General features: G+C 63.4%; 11 protein-coding genes, 1 tRNA gene and 1 pseudogene. 10 read left to right on the top strand and 3 right to left on the bottom strand.

All coding sequences use genetic code 11. The features are described from left to right. Positions 1-118 precede the first annotated feature (118 nt). From FFS35_RS11315 to FFS35_RS11275, 10 genes and pseudogenes are all read left to right on the top strand, one after another. A complete protein-coding gene (locus FFS35_RS11315) occupies positions 119-1708 on the top strand; it encodes a sulfotransferase (protein ID WP_137787197.1) in 1590 nt (529 codons plus the stop codon). After that, positions 1705-2994, top strand: a complete 1290-nt coding sequence (locus tag FFS35_RS11310) for a divalent metal cation transporter (RefSeq protein ID WP_137787196.1) — start codon at positions 1705-1707, stop codon at positions 2992-2994. The genes FFS35_RS11315 and FFS35_RS11310 overlap by 4 nt, the downstream gene beginning before the upstream one ends. 135 nt (positions 2995-3129) lie before the next feature. Further along, positions 3130-5724 (top strand): TonB-dependent receptor, encoded by a 2595-nt coding sequence (locus FFS35_RS11305; RefSeq protein WP_349290323.1) that lies wholly within the window; start codon positions 3130-3132, stop codon positions 5722-5724. Positions 5725-5906: 182 nt separating this feature from the next. Then, a pseudogene (locus FFS35_RS11300) lies at positions 5907-7153 on the top strand (putative DNA modification/repair radical SAM protein). A 10-nt stretch (positions 7154-7163) separates the two neighbouring features. After that, complete coding sequence (locus FFS35_RS11295) at positions 7164-8564, top strand: UdgX family uracil-DNA binding protein (RefSeq protein ID WP_137787195.1); 1401 nt, start codon at positions 7164-7166, stop codon at positions 8562-8564. A gap of 163 nt (positions 8565-8727) precedes the next feature. Then, a complete protein-coding gene (locus tag FFS35_RS11290) occupies positions 8728-9858 on the top strand; it encodes a DUF2252 family protein (RefSeq protein ID WP_137787194.1) in 1131 nt (376 codons plus the stop codon). An 87-nt stretch (positions 9859-9945) separates the two neighbouring features. Then, complete coding sequence (locus tag FFS35_RS11285) at positions 9946-10443, top strand: pyridoxamine 5'-phosphate oxidase family protein (RefSeq protein ID WP_137787193.1); 498 nt, start codon at positions 9946-9948, stop codon at positions 10441-10443. A 211-nt stretch (positions 10444-10654) separates the two neighbouring features. Next, positions 10655-10789 carry a hypothetical protein gene (locus FFS35_RS20505; RefSeq protein ID WP_283214570.1) on the top strand — a complete coding sequence of 45 codons (135 nt, stop codon included), beginning with the start codon at positions 10655-10657 and terminating at the stop codon, positions 10787-10789. Continuing rightward, on the top strand, positions 10773-11783 hold the full coding sequence (locus tag FFS35_RS11280; protein WP_137787192.1) for a ligase-associated DNA damage response exonuclease: 1011 nt from the start codon (positions 10773-10775) through the stop codon (positions 11781-11783). Before FFS35_RS20505 ends, FFS35_RS11280 begins: the two co-directional genes overlap by 17 nt. A gap of 1 nt (position 11784) precedes the next feature. After that, entirely contained in the window at positions 11785-13392 is a 1608-nt protein-coding gene (locus FFS35_RS11275) for a cisplatin damage response ATP-dependent DNA ligase (protein WP_137787191.1), read from the top strand. 192 nt (positions 13393-13584) lie between these two features. On the opposite strand, the gene FFS35_RS11270 is transcribed toward FFS35_RS11275, so the two are convergent. The 3 genes from FFS35_RS11270 to FFS35_RS11260 form a co-directional block, all read right to left on the bottom strand. After that, positions 13585-13661, bottom strand: a tRNA-Trp gene (locus FFS35_RS11270). An 88-nt stretch (positions 13662-13749) separates the two neighbouring features. After that, complete coding sequence (locus FFS35_RS11265; RefSeq protein WP_249341577.1) at positions 13750-16110, bottom strand: EAL domain-containing protein; 2361 nt, start codon at positions 16108-16110, stop codon at positions 13750-13752. A 60-nt stretch (positions 16111-16170) separates the two neighbouring features. After that, a complete protein-coding gene (locus tag FFS35_RS11260; RefSeq protein ID WP_171007598.1) occupies positions 16171-17898 on the bottom strand; it encodes a fatty acyl-AMP ligase in 1728 nt (575 codons plus the stop codon). Positions 17899-17930: the final 32 nt, after the last annotated feature.

The raw sequence follows: 17930 nt of genomic DNA, 5'->3' as shown, positions 1-17930 counted from the left end.
GATGGGCTGTGGAAATAGCGGCGGCGGCGCGCGAAGGCAAGGGGTGCGGGCCGAGCGAGCGGCGGGTGGCGCTCAAGCAGCTTGCGTCGGCGTGCGCTTCGCATCATCGTCGCGCTCGATGGCGACCGTTGCAGCCAATTCCTATCCGCCGATTTTGCTCGATGCCGCGCTGGCGCTGCACGATGGGCATCTTCATATCGCCGAGCCGCTGCTCAAGCGATATCTGAAGGACGATCCGTTCGATGCGCGCGCGATTCGGATGCTGGCGGAGCTGGCGGGGCGGATCGGGCGCAATCGGGATGCGGAGAGCCTGCTGCGTCGCGCGCTGGAACTGGCGCCGGCTTTCACCGCGGCGCGCGCCAATCTCGCGCTGGTGCTCTATCGCCAGAACCGCGCGCCCGAGGCGCTGATCGAGCTGGACGAACTGCTTGCGACCGAGCCGGAGCATATCGGCCACGCCAATCTGAAAGCCGCTGCGCTGGGGCGGCTCGGCGGGTTCGAGGAGGCGATCGCGCTGTACGAGCGCGTCCTCGCCGCCGCGCCGCAACAGCCGAAGGTGTGGATGAGCTATGGCCACATGCTCAAAACACTCGGGCGTCAGCGCGATGGCGTCGCTGCATATCGTCGCGCAATCGACCTGCAGCCCGCGCTGGGCGAGGCGTGGTGGAGCCTCGCCAATCTCAAGACCGTCCGCTTCAGCGATGCGGACATTGCCGCGATGACGCAGGCCCGGCAGCAAGACGGGCTGGATATCGAGGATGCCTTCCACCTCGATTTTGCGCTCGGCAAGGCGCTGGAGGATCGCGGCGAGGCCGATCGCGCGTTCGCGCATTATGCGGCCGGCAACGCCGCGCGTCGGGCGCAGCTCGGCTATGATTCCGCGGCGATCACCAGGATGGTGGATGCGCTGTCGACGATGCTTACGCCTGATTTCTTTGCGGCACGCGCAGGCTGGGGTTGCGCCTCGCCCGAGCCGATCTTCGTTCTCGGCATGCCGCGCGCCGGATCGACGCTGATCGAGCAGATATTGTCGAGCCACAGCGAAGTGGAGGGGACGACCGAACTGCCCGATATGCCGGCGATGGCGCGCTGCGTGGCGGATTATCCGCGCGGGCTCGCCACTCTCACGCGCGAGCAGGCGCACACGCTCGGCGAGGAATATCTGCGGCGTGCATCGGTGCAGCGACGGACCGGGCGGCCATTCTTCATCGACAAGCTGCCGAACAACTGGCTGCATGTGCCGTTGATCCGGTTGATCCTGCCCAATGCGCGGATCATCGACGCGCGCCGTGATCCGCTCGCCTGCTGCTTTTCCAATTTCAAACAGCATTTCGCGCGCGGGCAGGGGTTCAGCTACGGGCTGGAGGACATGGGGCGTTATTATCGCGATTATGTCCGCCTGATGGCGCGGATGGACGCGGCTCAACCGGGCGCGGTTCAGCGCGTGATCCACGAGCAATTGGTCGATGCGCCGGTGGCCGGCATCAAGGCGCTGCTCGACGCGCTCGGCCTGTCGTTCGAGCCGGCGTGCCTGTCGTTTCACGAAACCGAGCGGGCGGTGCGCACCGCCAGTTCGGAACAGGTGCGCCAGCCGATTTTCCGGGGCGGTGACAAGGCGTGGCAGCCGTTCGCCACGCATCTCGGGCAGCTGGAGGCCGCATTGGGCGACGTGATCGATCTATACCCCAGCGTCCCCAGCTTCGCGTGACGGCCGAAGCGGGCCCGCCAGCCGAGACACGGCCCGCGCGGCGCGGCCTGCTGGCGCCGCTTCGGCGGCTTGGCCCCGGGCTGATAACCGGGGTGGCGGACGACGACCCCAGCGGCATCGCGACCTACTCGCAGGCCGGCGCGCAATATGGCTTCGACATGCTGTGGACGATGCCGCTCGCCTATCCGCTCATGTCGGCGGTGCAGGTGATGTGCGCGCGGCTCGGCCGGGTGACGGGCAGGGGCCTTTCGGCGAACATCAAGCGCGCATTCTCGCCGGCGTTGCTGCGGGCGCTGGTGGCGTTGCTGTTGATCGCAAACGTGCTCAACATCGCGGCGGACGTGGCCGCGATGGGCGAGGCCGCGGAACTGGTGACGGGCGTCGCGCGGCACGTGATGACGGTGGTGTTCGTGCTCGTCACGCTGGGGCTGCAGATATTCGTGCCCTATCACCGCTACGTCAAATTCCTGAAATGGCTGACGATATCGCTACTTGCCTATGCGGCGGTGCTGTTCACCGTCCATGTACCCTGGGGTGAGGTGCTGGCGCATACGGTTTGGCCGCGCTTCAAGCTGAACGGCGATGCGGCGACGCTGGTGGTGGGCGTGTTCGGCACCACGATCAGCCCGTATCTGTTCTTCTGGCAGGCATCCGAGGAGGTGGAGGATCTGCGCGATGCGCCCGCACTGATCGACGCACCGGCTGAAGCGGCGGCGGAGCTTTCCCGCATATCGTGGGATACGTGGACCGGGATGGGATACTCCAATATCACCGCCTATTTCATCATCCTGGCGACGGCGGTGACGCTCCACGCCAGCGGGGTGACGACGATCGAGACGGCGGCGCAGGCGGCCAGCGCGCTGCGGCCGATCGCCGGGGACTTCGCGTTTCTGCTGTTCGCGATCGGCATCCTGGGTGTCGGCCTGATCGGCGTGCCGGTGCTGGCCGGATCGGCCGCCTATGCCATGGCGGAGGCGATGGGCTGGAAGACCGGGCTGGAGCGCAAGGCGGCGGATGCGCGCGGCTTCTATGCGGTGATCGCGATCAGCGTGCTGGCGGCGCTGATGATCCAGTATTCCCCGATCAACCCGATGCGCGCCTTGTTCTGGAGCGCGGTTATCAACGGGGTGGTGGCAGTGCCGCTGATGATCGTGCTGCTGCTGCTCGTCTCGCGCCGCAGCGTGATGGGCGATTTCGTCGCGCCGCGCCCGATCCGCTGGCTCGGCTGGGCGGCGACGGCGCTGATGGGCGGGGCGGCGGTGGTGATGATCGCCGCAATGCTGTGAGGCGCGGCGTCGTTTCGGCGTCGTTGTAAATCTGCCACGCTCTCCCGGCATTGTCGCGCGTGCGGAAACTCCCCGATTGACCCGAACGCAAAGCAGCAACAGTCTGGCAACAAATTAGTCATCGAGGGGCAACAGGTGGCAAGTTTCAAGAACCGCGTGCTGGTTTCGCTGCTGGTTTCGACCGGCCTGTCCGTTCCGGCCATGGCGCAGACAACCGATCCAGCCCCCGCCCGCCCTGCCTCTAACGACGCGATGAGCGACATCATCGTCACCGCGCAGAAGCGTGACGAGAATATCCAGACGGTGCCGATCTCGATCCAGGCGCTGTCGACGCGCAAGCTCGATCAGCTCAACATCTCGAACTTCAACGAATATACCCAGCTTCTCCCCTCGGTCGCGTTCCAGACCTCGCAGCCCGGCGTGACGACCGTGTACATGCGCGGCGTCGCATCGGGCGGCGACGGCAACCATTCCGGCTCGTTGCCATCGGTCGGCAGCTATCTCGACGAGCAGCCCGTCACGACGATCGGGGGCACGCTCGATATCCATATCTACGATGTCGCCCGCATCGAGAGCCTCTCCGGGCCGCAGGGTACGCTCTACGGCGCGTCGAGCGAGGCCGGCACGATCCGCATCATCACAAACAAGCCGGACACGGCCGGCTTCTACGGCCGTGTCGATGGCGAGGTGAACACCGTCAACAATGGCGGGATCGGCGGCAAGCTGGAGGGGATGATAAACGCCCCGTTCTCGGAGAACGTCGCCCTGCGCGTGGTCGGCTTCTATCAGAAGGACGCCGGCTATATCGACAATGTGGCCGGCACGCGCACCTTCTGCGGGCCGTCGACGGAAGCCAATCCGTGCGGGCCGGGCGGCATCAGCGTCAACAACAACGCCTTCGTGAAGAAGAACTATAACGATACCGAGACATGGGGCGGACGCGCGGCGCTGAAGGTCGATCTGGACAACAACTGGACGGTTACGCCGACGGTTCTCTATCAGGAGCAGCGCAGCCACGGCAGCTATGGCTATGATCCGTCGGTCGGCGACCTTCAGGTCCAGCATTTCTTCCCGGAATATCGTCGCGACCGCTTCATCCAGGGGGCGCTGACGATCGAGGGCAAGCTCGGCAACTGGGACGTCACCTATGCCGGTGCCTACCTCGACCGGCGGGACACGCAGTCGAGCGATTATACCGACTACGCCGAGGCCTATGATTCGCTCTATCAATCGCAGGGCGGCCTCGCGAATTACTTCGCGTACAAGGATGCCCTTGGCAATACGATCGATCCGCGCCAGCGCGTGATCGGCACCGATCATTTCAAGAAGACCAGCCAGGAAATCCGTGTCGCCTCACCAAGCACGGAGCGCTTCCGGCTGGTCGCAGGGGCTTTCTACCAGCGCCAGTCGAACCTGATTCATCAGGATTACCGGGTCGAAGGCCTCGCGCCTGATCTCTCGGTCAACGGCTTCCCGGGCACGTTATGGCTCACCCAGCAACATCGCGTGGACAAGGATTATGCGATGTTCGGGGAGGCAAGCTTCGACATCCTGCCCAAGCTAACCGCGACCGCCGGCGCGCGCGCGTTTATCTATGATAACTCGCTGATCGGTTTCTTTGGCTTCGGTCGCAATCCGGGCGCGGGGGACAGCGGCGTTCCATATACCGCATCTCCTTATAACGGCTCAGAAAGTTCCAAAACCGGCGTTGTTTCCTGCTATCTCACCAATGGCCAGACGCTCGGCCAGATGGTCAATGGCGATAACCCGCAAACGCCGGCGCCCTTCCTTCCCCCGGCGGTCGCCGGAGGGCCATGCACCAATCTCGCCGCCGTTTCCGGCACCGGCCTCATCCCGAAGCGAACCCAGGGGCAGGGCGTAACGTACAAATTCAACCTGACGTGGAAGCCGAGCGATCAGCTGATGCTCTACGCCACCTGGTCGCGCGGGTTCCGCCCCGGCGGCATTAACCGGCGCACCGACGTGAGCGACTATCGGCCGGACTTCCTCACCAATTACGAGCTGGGCTGGAAGACGACGCTGCTCGATGGCCGGCTGCGGATAAACGGTGCGGTCTATCAGCAGGACTGGGATAGCTTCCAGTTTGCGTTCCTGGGCGCGAACAGCTTCACCGTGATCCAGAATGGCCCGAACGCGCGCATTCGCGGCATCGAGATGGATGCAAACATCAACGCCGGTCCGCTCGCGCTGACGGTGGCCGGCGCCTACACCGATGCCAAGACGCGGCAGAACCTGTGCCTGCAAGCCGATCCGACATTCCAGTGCACCGGCACCCTCGACAGCGGCAATCCTAATATCGTATCCGCCCCAGCGGGCACTCGCCTGCCGATCACGCCGCAGTTCAAGATCAACGGCACGGCACGCTATACGGCGGCGGTTGGCACCGCATCGAAGGTCTATGTGCAGGCGCTGGTGGCATACCAAAGCTCCGCGTCGTCCGATGTCCGCACGGCTGTTTACGAAACGGGCACCAACGCGATCGTCAATCCGGCGGCACTGCTCGGGCGGCTCCAAGCCTATACCACCGGCAATCTCGCAGTCGGCGCCGAGATCGGCAGCAATTACACGATCGAATTATTTGCAACGAACCTGTGGGACGAGCGCGGCCAGATTTCCCGGTTCCTGGAATGCGGATCCTGTTATCAGCGCCCATATATCGTCCCGATCACACCGCGCACGATCGGCATCCGCGCGGGCGCGAAGTTCTAGGGGAGGAACCTGCCGCGCCTAGCCGCGCGGAGGTTTCAGGGGGAGGACGGGGTGGAGACGCCCCGTCCTTTTCCGTTGCGCTGCTATGCGATCGGATCGGGCGGGATCCGCTGCATCATGATCCGCGAACGGACCATCTCACGAATGATGACAGACGCGCGAAAAGAACATATAACGAACATATGAGTAAACTCGATACGCGTCAGAAACTAGCCATCTCGCTGATGCGGCGAAATACGATGCATCATGCGCATCGTCCGGTTCGGTGAAACGCACCTCGCGCGACGGCAAGGGGCTGGGCTCCACCGATCAGGGCATGGGCATCTGTCACAGCTATGCGCCCGACGGTCGCTGTATTTCCCTGTTAAAGATTTTGCTGACCAACAGCTGCGTTTTCGACTGCCATTATTGCATCAATCGCAAGAGCTCGAATGTCAGGCGCGCAAGGTTCACCACCAAGGAAGTGGTCGACCTGACGCTGTCCTTTTACCGGCGTAACTACATCGAGGGATTGTTCCTCTCCTCCGGGATCATACAATCGCCCGATTATACGATGGAGCAGATCGTCGAGGTGGCGCGCTCGTTGCGCGAGGATCATCAGTTTCGCGGCTATATCCATCTCAAGACGATCCCGGACGCCGATCCGGCATTGATCCATCGCGCCGGGCTTCATGCCGATCGCATATCGATCAATGTCGAGTTGCCGACCGATGCCGGATTGCGGCGCCTCGCCCCCGAAAAGCAGACGGCCCAGATCGAAGGCGCGATGGATGGCATGAAGCGTGATATCATTGATACTGGCGATGCCAGGCGACGATATCGGCACGCGCCGCGCTTTGCTCCGGCAGGGCAGTCGACACAGATGATTGTCGGCGCCGATGCGGCTACCGACCGCGATATCGTAACGCGCGCCGCCGGCCTCTACGACCGGTTCGCGCTAAAGCGTGTTTATTATTCGGCCTTTTCTCCCATCCCGGATGCCAGCGCAGTTCTACCGCTGAAGCGACCCCCGCTTGAGCGAGAGCATCGTCTCTATCAGTCCGACTGGCTGATGCGATTCTATGGATTTGGCCCGGGTGAAGTGGCCGCTGCCGCCGATGATGTCACAGGCATGATGCCGCTGGACATCGATCCCAAACTAGCCTGGGCACTGAAGTTTCGCGGAACCTTTCCGGTCGACGTGAATGGTGCGCCGCGTAATCTGTTACTGCGCGTGCCGGGGCTTGGAGCGCGGACCGTCGACCGGATTCTGACTGCGCGACGCTGGCGCCGACTTGGGCTTGCGGATATCGCGCGGCTGAAAGTGCCGATGGCGAAGGTGCGGCCGTTCCTGATCGCAAGCGACTGGCGGCCGGTGATGCTTTCGGATCGGGAAGATATAACGACGCTGGTGAAGCCTGCCCCGCGGCAGATGGAATTGTTCGGGTGAGATCACCGACATGCACCGCGTGACACTTACAAGCGAGGATGATTTTGATGGCTGGCGCGAAGCCGTGCGCAAGCTGGTCGCCGCGGACGTGCCGCCCGAACAGGTCGTGTGGGTAGTCGGCTCCGAAACCGGCGAGTTGTTTGGCGAGGAAAACGTGGTTTCGGCCGCCGAGCCGGTCAAACTGTCCGTGCCGCGTGCATTCATGGATCTTGCCCGCTTTGCCATCCTGAATGGCGATCGCGAGCGGTTCGCATTGCTCCATGCATTGTTGTGGCGGCTAGCGCGAAAGTCGATCGGCATCGGGGACCGAACCGATCCTTTGATCGGGCGGATCGAGGGTCTGGCCACCGCGGTGAGGCGAGATATCCACAAGATGCGCGCGTTTCTCCGTTTTCGCGAGGTGGAGGATCATGGCGGCGTTCGCCATGTCGCCTGGCATGAGCCGGAGCACCATATCGTTCGGGCAAATGCTGCCTTTTTCGTCGATCGATTCGCGGCGATGCGCTGGTCGATCCTTACCCCACGGCTGTCCATCCACTGGGATGGCACGAGGCTTTTCGAAGGTCCGGCCGCGCGGCGCGCCGATGCGCCCAGCGCCGATCAGGCCGAGGAGATGTGGAAAACCTATTATGCCTCAATCTTCAATCCGGCGCGGGTGAAGATCGGTGCGATGCTAAACGAAATGCCGCGCAAATACTGGAAGAACATGCCCGAAACCGCTCTGATCCCTGAGTTGATCGCCGGCGCGCAGGCGCGGGAGGCGACGATGGTGACGAACGCGCGGAGCAAGCCGGTGGCCGATCCGGCGGCTACCTGGGCAAAACTGCGTGACGAGGCGGCCGATTGCCGCCGATGTGATCTGCACCGATGCGCGAGCCGGACGGTTTTCGGCGAGGGGCCGTCGGACGCGGCGATGATGTTCGTCGGCGAGCAGCCCGGCGATCAGGAGGATCTGGCGGGCCGGCCGTTTGTCGGCCCCGCCGGTCAGATATTCGATCGCGCCCTTGCGGAGAGCGGTATCGATCGCACCGCCGCTTATGTGACCAACGCTGTGAAGCATTTCAAATTCGAATTGCGCGGGAAGCGACGGATTCACGAACGGCCCAATGCTGGAGAGATTGCCGCATGCCGCTGGTGGATCGAGCAGGAACTGGCGCTGGTTCGCCCACGCATCACCGTCGCGCTGGGGGCGACGGCAGCGCGATCGCTGTTCGGCACCGCAGTGACGGTGAGCAGCGCGCGCGGGGCGTTGCGTCAGCTGCCCGATGGCGGCGCTGCGGTCGTCACCGTGCACCCCAGCTTCCTGCTGCGCTTGCCCGACGAAGCGCGCCGGATCGAGGAATATGACAAATTCGTCGCTGATCTGCGGAACGCAGCGTGCGCAATGAAAGCGCTACCGGCTTCAACGTGACGAATTTGTAACGGAACCAGCACGACCAGGCCGGGCTTTGTCCGTCGATCGGTGCATAGGGGATGCTTGAACAAATGATCGTCATAAATCCGCGCTGGCGGCAGCGTTGAGCGTATCGCCGAACGAGCGCGCCGCTGTTCTCGAGCGCACTCGCGCGTTAAAGATGGCGCGTTCCGTGCACGCGTATGTGCGTGGGAACACGGCACAATTCTATCGCTGGTTGGAAGAATCGACCGTTGCGAAGCTGATCCCGGCAGGTCCGCCGATCTGGATTTGCGGAGATTGCCACCTCGGCAATCTCGGGCCGCTCGCGGATGCTGACGGCCGCGTCGATATCCAGATCCGTGATCTCGATCAGACGGTAATCGGCAATCCTGCCCATGATCTGATCCGTCTTGGCCTGTCATTGCAGACGGCAGCGCGCAGCTCGGATCTGCCCGGCGTCACCACCGCGCAGATGATCGAGGCGATGATAAGGGGTTACACGCGGGCGCTCGCCAAAGACGCCGGGGCCGATCCGATGGAGCCGGACGTGGTCCGCTCGGTCCGCCGCGAGGCGATCGGGCGCGGCTGGCACCGCCTCGCCAAAGAGCGGCTCAAGGACATCGAACCGGAAATTCCGCTGGGCAAACGCTTCTGGGAGCTGACTGATCGGGAGCGGGACGCGATCACGGCACTATTCGAGCAGCCGGCAATTGTGGATCGGGCGCTTGAGCTCGCCAATCTCGGCAAAGGCACGATTCGCGTTGTCGACGCGGCATATTGGCGAAAAGGGTGCAGCTCGCTGGGCAAGCTGCGCTACGCCGTGCTGCTTGGGGTTTCCCGCAAGCGCAGCAGGCGAGAACGGTTCGCCCTGGTTGATATCAAGGAAGCAGTGCCGGCCGTTGTTCCCACAGCGGCCGAATCCGAGATGCCAGGCGATGCCGCTGAGGGGGTGGTTGCTGGCGCCAAAGCGCTGGCGCCCAATCTGGGCGAGCGGATGATCCCTGCGCGGTTGATGTCAAGGCCGGTTGTGATGCGCCAGTTGGCGCCGCAGGATCTGAAGATCGAGGTCGAACAATTCTCGCGTAAGGAAGCGATCGCCGCGGCCGAATATCTGGCCTATATCGTGGGCCTGGCCCATTCACGGCAATTATCCCCGTCGCAGCGGCGCCTGTGGCGGAACAAGTTGATTCACCAGGCGCATGAGAGGCTCGCCGCGCCATCATGGTTATGGCGCAGCGTGATGGTGCTCGCGAGTGAGCACGAAGCCGGATACCTCGATCACTGCCGAAGGTTTGCGCTGACCGCTTGAGCGCACGACTAAAAACTTCGCTACATTCGGCAATGAACCAACGCCCTCGTTCCTCGTTCTTCGGATTAACCGAGAGGAGCAGAGTGCATGACTGATACCCAAAACGACGCGAAGAAGTTGAAGAGCGATCTGTGGAAGAAGCTGTCGGAAAGCCCGTTCCTGATGGTCGGCCAGGCGGATGGCAGTACGCATAGCGAGCCGCTGACGGCGCAGCTCGACGAGGATCAGGTGGACACGTTGTTCTTCTTCATCGGGCGCGACAATCGCGTTGCAGACGGCGGCGCGTTGATGCTCCAGTTCGTGTCAAAGGGGCACGATTTCTTCGCCTGCCTGCACGGCAATGCCAGGGTGGATAACGACCGGGCCCAGATTGACAAGCTGTGGAACAAGCAGGTTGAGGCATGGTTTCCGGGCGGCAAGGATGATGCGAACCTCGCGTTGTTGCGTGTGGACATCGACAATGCGGAATTGTGGGAAACCGATTTGTCCATCGCGGGCAAGGTGAAGATGCTGTTCGGCGGCACGATCCGATCGGACGAGGAAGGGCACCACGCGAAGGTCAATACGACCGCAGAATCCGCTTGATAATCATTGTTGAAACCCGGCCACGTGCGGGTGAAAGCGTTATGAGCGGTGAGATAAAGAAGGCGGCTCGCTACAGCGAGCCGCCTTTTAGTTTCTGTGGATTGGGTCCGCTGCCTGAACCACAGACATCACGAAGAGTTCCCTTTGGCGAACAATCGACTGCGCGTGCGGGGACCGGCCAATGGGCTGGTTGACGAAAAAGCGACAGACAATGACGCGCGCGACGTTTTCTTCGCGTGCGCGCTCAGCACTTAACTACGACAAGATCGAAAAGCTGATGCGGCTGCCAGCGGTGTTTTTAAGCCGCACCATGCCGCCAGAGCCTGCCGGTGCCGCGCGTGCGTAACGGTAGCTGGGTCAGGCCCGGCGAGGCGGGGTTGTACGTCGCGCCTGCGGATTGCTGGATCGATCCGGGCATGCCCGTAGCGCGGGCGCTTGTGACTCACGGACATGGCGATCATGCGCGCGGCGGCCATGCGCGCGTTTTCGCCACCCCGGAAACGCTGGCCATCATGGCGCTGCGTTATGGCGAGGCGGGTAAATCGGTGCCGGTGCCTTACGGCGAGACCGTGGAGTTGCCCGGCGGTGTGACGGCGACGTTCGTGCCGGCGGGCCACGTGCTTGGATCCGCGCAGATATTGCTGCAATGTGCGGGTGAAAGGATCGTTATCACCGGCGATTACAAGCGCCGGGCCGACCCAACCTGCGCACCATTCGTGCCGGTGCCGTGCGATGTGCTGGTCACCGAGGCGACGTTTGGTCTGCCGGTGTTCCTCCACCCGCCGATCGAGCGGGAGATCGCCCATCTGCTCGAAGCGCGTGCGCTCAATCCGGAGCGCTGCATCCTCATCGGCGCTTATGCGCTCGGCAAGGCGCAGCGCGTTATCGCCGAGCTGCGTCGCGCCGCGTATCACGATACGATCTACCTTCATGGCGCGATGGCGCAGATGTGCGCGCTTTATGAGGAACATGGCGTGGCGTTGGGGCCGCTGGCACTGGTGATGGATACGCCCAGAGAGGCGATGAAAGGCAGGATGGTGCTGTGCCCGCCTGGCGCGTTAAACGATCGCTGGGCCCGACGACTGCCCGAGCCAATGACGGCGATGGCATCCGGCTGGATGCGCGTGCGGCAACGCGCGCGGCAGCGCAATGTCGAGCTGCCGCTGGTGATCTCCGACCATGCCGACTGGAACGAATTGACGCAGACAATCGCGGAGGTGGATCCGGCGGAAACCTGGATCACGCACGGCAGGGAAGATGGGCTGCTGCGCTGGTGCGAGCTTCATCAGCGATCGGCGCGCGCGCTTTCGGTAGTCGGCCTATATGACGAGGAGGATTAATTTGGAGGCGTTCGCGGCCTTGCTCGACGCGCTCACCTATACGCGCTCGCGCAACGGAAAGCTGGCGCTGATCGCCGCTTATCTGCGCGAGACACCCGATCCCGATCGAGGCTGGGCACTGGCTGCGCTTACCAACGAATTGGAATTTCCCGCCGTAAAATCAGGTATAGTGCGCCAGCTAGTTGCGGAACGCGTCGATCCCATATTGTTCGGCCTGTCGCGCGATTATGTGGGCGATACGGCCGAAACCGTCAGTCTGCTTTGGCCGGAACCGACTGAGCATCCGCTGCCGCCCACCCTTAGCGAGGCGGTGGAACTGTTGCGCGCGATGACGCGCGCGACAGTGCGGCACGATTTGCCCGCGCTGCTCGATCGGCTCGATGCGAACGGGCGTTATGCGTTGCTCAAGCTCGCAACCGGCGCGATGCGTAACGGCGTTTCGGCGCGGCTGGCAAAAGTCGCATTCGCGCAAGCGTTTGACGTGGCGGTCGCGGACGTGGAAGAATATTGGCACGGGCAGCGCGCGCCCTATGCCGAATTGTTCGATTGGGCGGCCGGTAGTGGGCCGCCGCCTGTCACTGCCGGCGCGCCGCTGTTCCGACCATTCATGCTCGCCAACCCGCTCGGCGAAACGGTCGTCGATCTCGAACAATATGTGGTCGAATGGAAATGGGACGGTATTCGGGTGCAGATCGTGCACGGTACGGAAACCCGCATATACTCGCGTTCCGGCGACGATATCACGCAGAGTTTCCCTGAACTGCTCGGCTTACTGACGGAGCCGGTCGTTCTCGACGGCGAATTGCTGGTGCGTGGTGTTTTCCAAGGCGGCGAGCAGGGTGGTGCGGCCAGCTTCAACGCCTTGCAGCAGCGACTCAATCGCAAGGCCGTCTCGCGTAAGATGCTGGAACAATTCACCGCTTTCGTTCGCCTGTTCGACGTTTTGCTGGTGGGTGAAGAGGATCTGCGGCCGTTGTCGTGGGACAAGCGACGCATGAGGCTCGAGCGACTCGCAGCAGGACTTGATCCGATGCGATTCGATCTGAGCGCGATCGTACCCGCCACCTCGATCGAAGCGCTCGGCGCGATCCGAGATGGCGCGCGCGACCAGGCAATCGAGGGCGTGATGCTCAAGCGCCGCGACAGCCCGTACGTTGCCGGTCGCCCGACCGGCCTGTGGTATAAATGGAAACGCAACCCGCTGCTGGTCGATTGCGTGCTCATGTACGCACAGCGCGGCAATGGGCGGCGATCCTCCTATTATTCCGACTACACATTTGGTTGCTGGAACGGCGATCCCGAGGCAGGCGCTGAACTGTTGCCCGTCGGCAAATCCTATTCCGGCTTTACCGATGCCGAGCTGAAATGGCTCGACCACCATGTCCGAACGCACACCGTGAACCGTTTCGGGCCGGTCCGGGAGCTCGACCGCTCGCTGGTGCTGGAAATTGCGTTCGATTCGATCCACGAGAGCAGACGGCACAAGTCCGGGCTCGCAATGCGCTTCCCGCGCATCAATCGTATTCGCGCTGACAAGCCGGTGCGCGAAGCTGACCGGATTGAAACGCTACGGGGCCTTGTCGCACCCGAGGAGCGGATAGCCGTCTGACGTGCTGCTGATCCGTGCGATACGATTGCCCGAACGATGACCGCTCAAGTTGCCGTGGCTATGTTTCGCGATCGCTAAATAGCCGTGGCCAGCTACAAATGACGCCCTGCTTGTGCGCGGTTAGAAGGCAAGCGGGAATGTTCCCACGGGCGCGATCCCGGCAACGCCATGTTCTCGGCGATAAAGTGAAAGTGGCAGGGGAGCTCGGATTCGAACCGAGGGCCTTCGGTTTTGGAGACCGACGCTCTAACCAGCTGAGCTACACCCCTACGTGGGATCGCCCCTAACGCGACGCGGCGGCGGCGGCAATAGGGGAGACGTCGTTAGGCGAACCAGGGCCGGTGCTCCCGGATTGTCTTAAGCCGCAACGTAGGCGTCGGGGCGATGGCGCCTGGCAAGCGCGCGTGCCTCCTCCACGGGCAGTGGGCGTCCGAAATAGAAGCCCTGGATCTTGGAGCAGCCGAGTTCCCGAATCATGTTGAGTTCGGCCTCGGTTTCCACGCCCTCGGCGGTCGTTGCCATGCCAAGGCTGCGGGCGAGCGCGACCACCGCGCAGATGATTGCGAGCGCCTCCGGCACACCGCGTGACGCGCCTTGCACGAAGCTGCGATCGATCTTGATCGAGGAGAAACGAGTCCGGCTGAGATAACCAAGCGAGGAATAACCAGTGCCGAAATCGTCAAGGCTGAGCCGGACGCCCATATCGAGAATGCGCTCGAGCACCTTCACCGCGCCGGTGCCTTCGCGCATGAAGACGCTCTCGGTCACTTCCAGCTCGAGCCGGCTGGGCGCGATCCCCGATGTTGAAAGCGCCTGGGCGACGACAGTGACGAAATTGGGATTGTGCAATTGCTCCGGAGAGACGTTGACAGCGACGCGCACGTCGTCCGGCCAGCGCGCGGCCTCGGCGCATGCGGTGCGGACGACCCATTCGCCGATCGGACCGATCAGCCGGGCTTCCTCGGCGAGCGGTACGAACTTGGCTGGGCTGACGATGCCGAATTCCGGGCTATGCCAGCGCAACAGCGCCTCGAAGCCAGTGAGATGACCACTCGTGGCTTCCACAACTGGCTGATACTGGAGATGTAGCTCGCCGCGATCGAGGGCGTTGCGCAGCGCGATCTCCAGCACGCGGCGCTCCTCCGCATTGACGTGAAGTTGCGGATCGTAGGTGTGGAACGATCCGCCGCCGGCATCTTTGGAGCGGTAGAGCGCGAGGTCTGCCGAGCGGATCAGGTTTTCCGCTGTTCGTCCATCGCGTGGAGAAGTGGCGACACCCACAGACGCGCCTATCCACAAGGTGTGCTGATCCACCTCATAGGGGCGCGAGAGCGTTTCGATGATCGTATGCGCGAGTCGTTCGACCCGCTCGGTGTCGGTCGCGTCGCGCACTACCACGGCGAATTCATCGCCGCCGAGCCTGCCGACCGTCTCGTTGTCCGTGACAAGTTGCGCCAGCCGTTCCGATACGCGGCCGAGCAACCGGTCTCCGATAGGGTGGCCGAGCGTATCGTTGACCGCCTTGAAGCGATCGAGGTCGATCATCATGAAGGCACAGCGCGAACCCCATTTCTCCGCGTCGGCCAACGCCCGGCTCAGCGCCTCGTTCACCAGAAGGCGATTGGGCAGGCCAGTCAGCGCGTCATATCGGGCCATGCGGCTGATCTTGTCGGCGGTGGTGCGTTGCTCGGTCACGTCGGAGCCGACGCCGCGGAAACCGACGAAATCGCCGCGGTCATCGTAGCGCGGGCTGGCGGCGATTTCCCACCAGCGCTGGCTTCCTTCAACGGTTACCGGCAAGACGAGATCGCGGAAGCTTTCGCGGTTCTTGAGCTTTTCCGCCAGTTGGCGAAGCGCCGGTGAAAAATTGCCCGAGTCCCAAGACGGGCCGGCGAGCGCCTTGAGAAGCGGCATCCCCTCGATTGCGCTGGGGGTAAGGCCAAGGGCTACCGCGAAACGCGACGAGCCCTTGATGATGCGACGCTGGGCATCGGTTTCCCATAGCCAGTCTGCGCCGCTATCCTCGAATTCGCGCAGCAGCAGGCTGACGGTTTCGTCTCGATCGGTAAGCGTGAGTTCCGAACCGCGCAGCAGCACCAGCGCCTGCGCGCGCGAAACACATCCTACGATCAGGATCGCGGCGAACAATAGCGATCCCGCCGCGGCAATATAGATATGGCTGAAGACGAACGTGGCGGCGACGGCCAGCGCGACCCCGCCGATGAAGCCCAGCCCCGCCAGAACCAGCGGCGCGAGCGCGATCGCGGCCGCTGACATCAGAATCGACAGCACCATCCACAGCGCCAGTGCGGCCTCCGAATCGCCGTGTCGCCCGAACAGCAGTACGGGAACGCTCCACACCACCGCGAGCGCCACGCCTTCGATACCGGTTCGCCTGAGATCGGCGACGGACGCGAGCGCATCGGACTGCGGGCTCGTCTGCAGGCGCCGGATGGCGACGAAGGCGGAAACGAGCGCAACCGCGGCGCCCCATATTCCGAGCCAGGAATGCGGCACATCCCGGGCGAACAGCATCACCACCACAGCCGCGCCGACGACGTTCACGCCCAGCATGAACAATGCGAGTTGACGACCGGCGTGAAGCGTCGCGCCGCGGATGCGCGCCCATGCGGCGGCATCGTCCCCCTCGGAAAGACCGAGCAGCGGCCCGATCGGAACCTTCGAATGACGAACGGCGGGGGGCTGGTTGGTACTCACACCCCGCCGCATACGCCAACAGGGTTGACTAATCGTTTCCGCCCGGCTCCGCCGACAGCGTCAGGCGGCGATGGCGTAAGGCTTGATCTCGCCCGATAGATACAGGTTGCGTGCCTTCGCCCGACTGAGCTTGCCTGAGCTTGTGCGCGGGAGCGTGCGCGGGGGGATAAGCTCGACGACGCAATTCATGCCTGTCACGGCGCGAACCCGATCGCGAATTTCATCGCGCAGGCGGGTGCGCTCGATATCGTCGGACGTGCGGCATTGCACGAGCACCGCCGGAGTCTCCTCGCCGCCCGGCGTGGTGATGGCGAAGGCGGCGATGTCTCCCTGCTTGAAGCCGGGAAGCTGCTCGACCGCCCATTCGATATCCTGCGGCCAGTGATTGCGGCCGTTGACGATGATCATGTCCTTGGCGCGGCCGACGATGTAGACGTAGCCGTCCGACAGATAACCCATATCGCCCGTATCGAGCCATCCATCCTTCATACAGGCGGCGGTGGCATCGTCGTCTCGGAAATAGCCGACCATCACCGATGGACCGGTGCACCAGAGCTTGCCGATCGCGCGCTCGGGCAGTGGCGTTCCGTCCTCCTCGCGGATCTCGACGGTCATGTCGCGCACCGGCTTGCCGCAATTGACGATCGCGCGATACCGCTGCGGGCGATCCTCGCCGGCTTTGACGCCGGAAAGCTGCGTTTCCTCGACCAGTTCGACGCGAATGCCCTCGCCCGGCGGCATGATCGATACGGCCAGAGTTGCCTCCGCCAGGCCATAGCTGGGCAGGAATGCGCTGGCCTTGAAGCCGGCATCGGCAAAGGCATCGACGAAGCCCTGCATCACGTCCGGCCGGATCATGTCCGCGCCATTGCCCGCAAGCCGCCAGCGTGACAGATCGAAGCGATCCGAAGCGCGCGTCTGGCTGGAAATGCGGCGCGAGCAAATATCGTAGCCGAACGTAGGGGAATAGCTGATCGAGGTGCCGCCGTTGCGGCTTATCATGTCCAGCCAGGCGAGCGGCCGGCGCGCGAAATCCTCGGTCTTGAGATAATCGGTCGATACCTGATTTGCGATTGGCGACAGGAAGCAGCCAACCAGCCCCATATCGTGATACCACGGCAACCACGAAATGCAGCGATCACTGTCAACCAGTCGCATGCCATGGGAATGTGCGGCAAGATTGTTGAGCAGCGCGTGATGCGTGATCGCCACCCCATGCGGGAAACGGGTCGAGCCGCTGGAATATTGGAGATAGGCGATATCCCCGCCCTGTGCGGACGGAAGCGCGACGGGCACCGGCTCGGCCGCGAGCAGCTCGGACCAATCGACGCCGCGTACGTCGCGCGCTTCCGCCGCGGCGCCGGCCATCGCCGCCAGCTCCGGCGGGAAAATCAGCATCTTTGGATCGCAGCTCGAAAGCTGGACACTAAGCTGATCGATATAGGATTCCTTGCCGCCGAACGAGGTGGGCAGCGGCAGCGGCACCGGCCAGGCGCCGGCGTAGACCGCGCCGAAAAACAGCGCGGCGAATTCGGCCCCGGTTTCGGCAACCAGCGCGACGCGATCGCCCGGCGCAATCCCGTCGGCGATCAGCCGCCATGCCGCCGCCTGCGCGTCTTTGCGCAGTTCAGCGAACGAATAGGCGCGGGTCAGCGCGCCGCGCGCATCGTGGAAATTCAGCCCGCGCGTTCCCTGCGCCGCGTAATCAAGCGCCTCGCCCAGCGTTGCGAAATCCGCGAAGCGGCGCGGCAGCGCATCCTGCGTGGGAGTGGGATCGAGGGTAGTCATTCCGTCCATAAACCTTTCGCGCGCCCCGGCGG

It is taken from the genome of Sphingomonas sp. 3P27F8 (genome assembly GCF_005502745.1).
Classification (GTDB): domain Bacteria; phylum Pseudomonadota; class Alphaproteobacteria; order Sphingomonadales; family Sphingomonadaceae; genus Sphingomonas.
This window is presented reverse-complemented; position numbering and strand designations above follow the sequence as displayed.

Bases quoted from the DNA above. Each gene is read 5' to 3' on its own strand.
- FFS35_RS11315 (WP_137787197.1), top strand. From the start codon at position 119: ATGGCGACCGTTGCAGCCAATTCCTATCCGCCGATTTTGCTCGATGCC.
- FFS35_RS11295 (WP_137787195.1), top strand. From the start codon at position 7,164: ATGCACCGCGTGACACTTACAAGCGAGGATGATTTTGATGGCTGGCGC.
- FFS35_RS11290 (WP_137787194.1), top strand. From the start codon at position 8,728: ATGGCGCGTTCCGTGCACGCGTATGTGCGTGGGAACACGGCACAATTC.
- FFS35_RS11285 (WP_137787193.1), top strand. From the start codon at position 9,946: ATGACTGATACCCAAAACGACGCGAAGAAGTTGAAGAGCGATCTGTGG.
- FFS35_RS20505 (WP_283214570.1), top strand. From the start codon at position 10,655: ATGACGCGCGCGACGTTTTCTTCGCGTGCGCGCTCAGCACTTAACTAC.
- FFS35_RS11260 (WP_171007598.1), bottom strand. From the start codon at position 17,898: ATGACTACCCTCGATCCCACTCCCACGCAGGATGCGCTGCCGCGCCGC.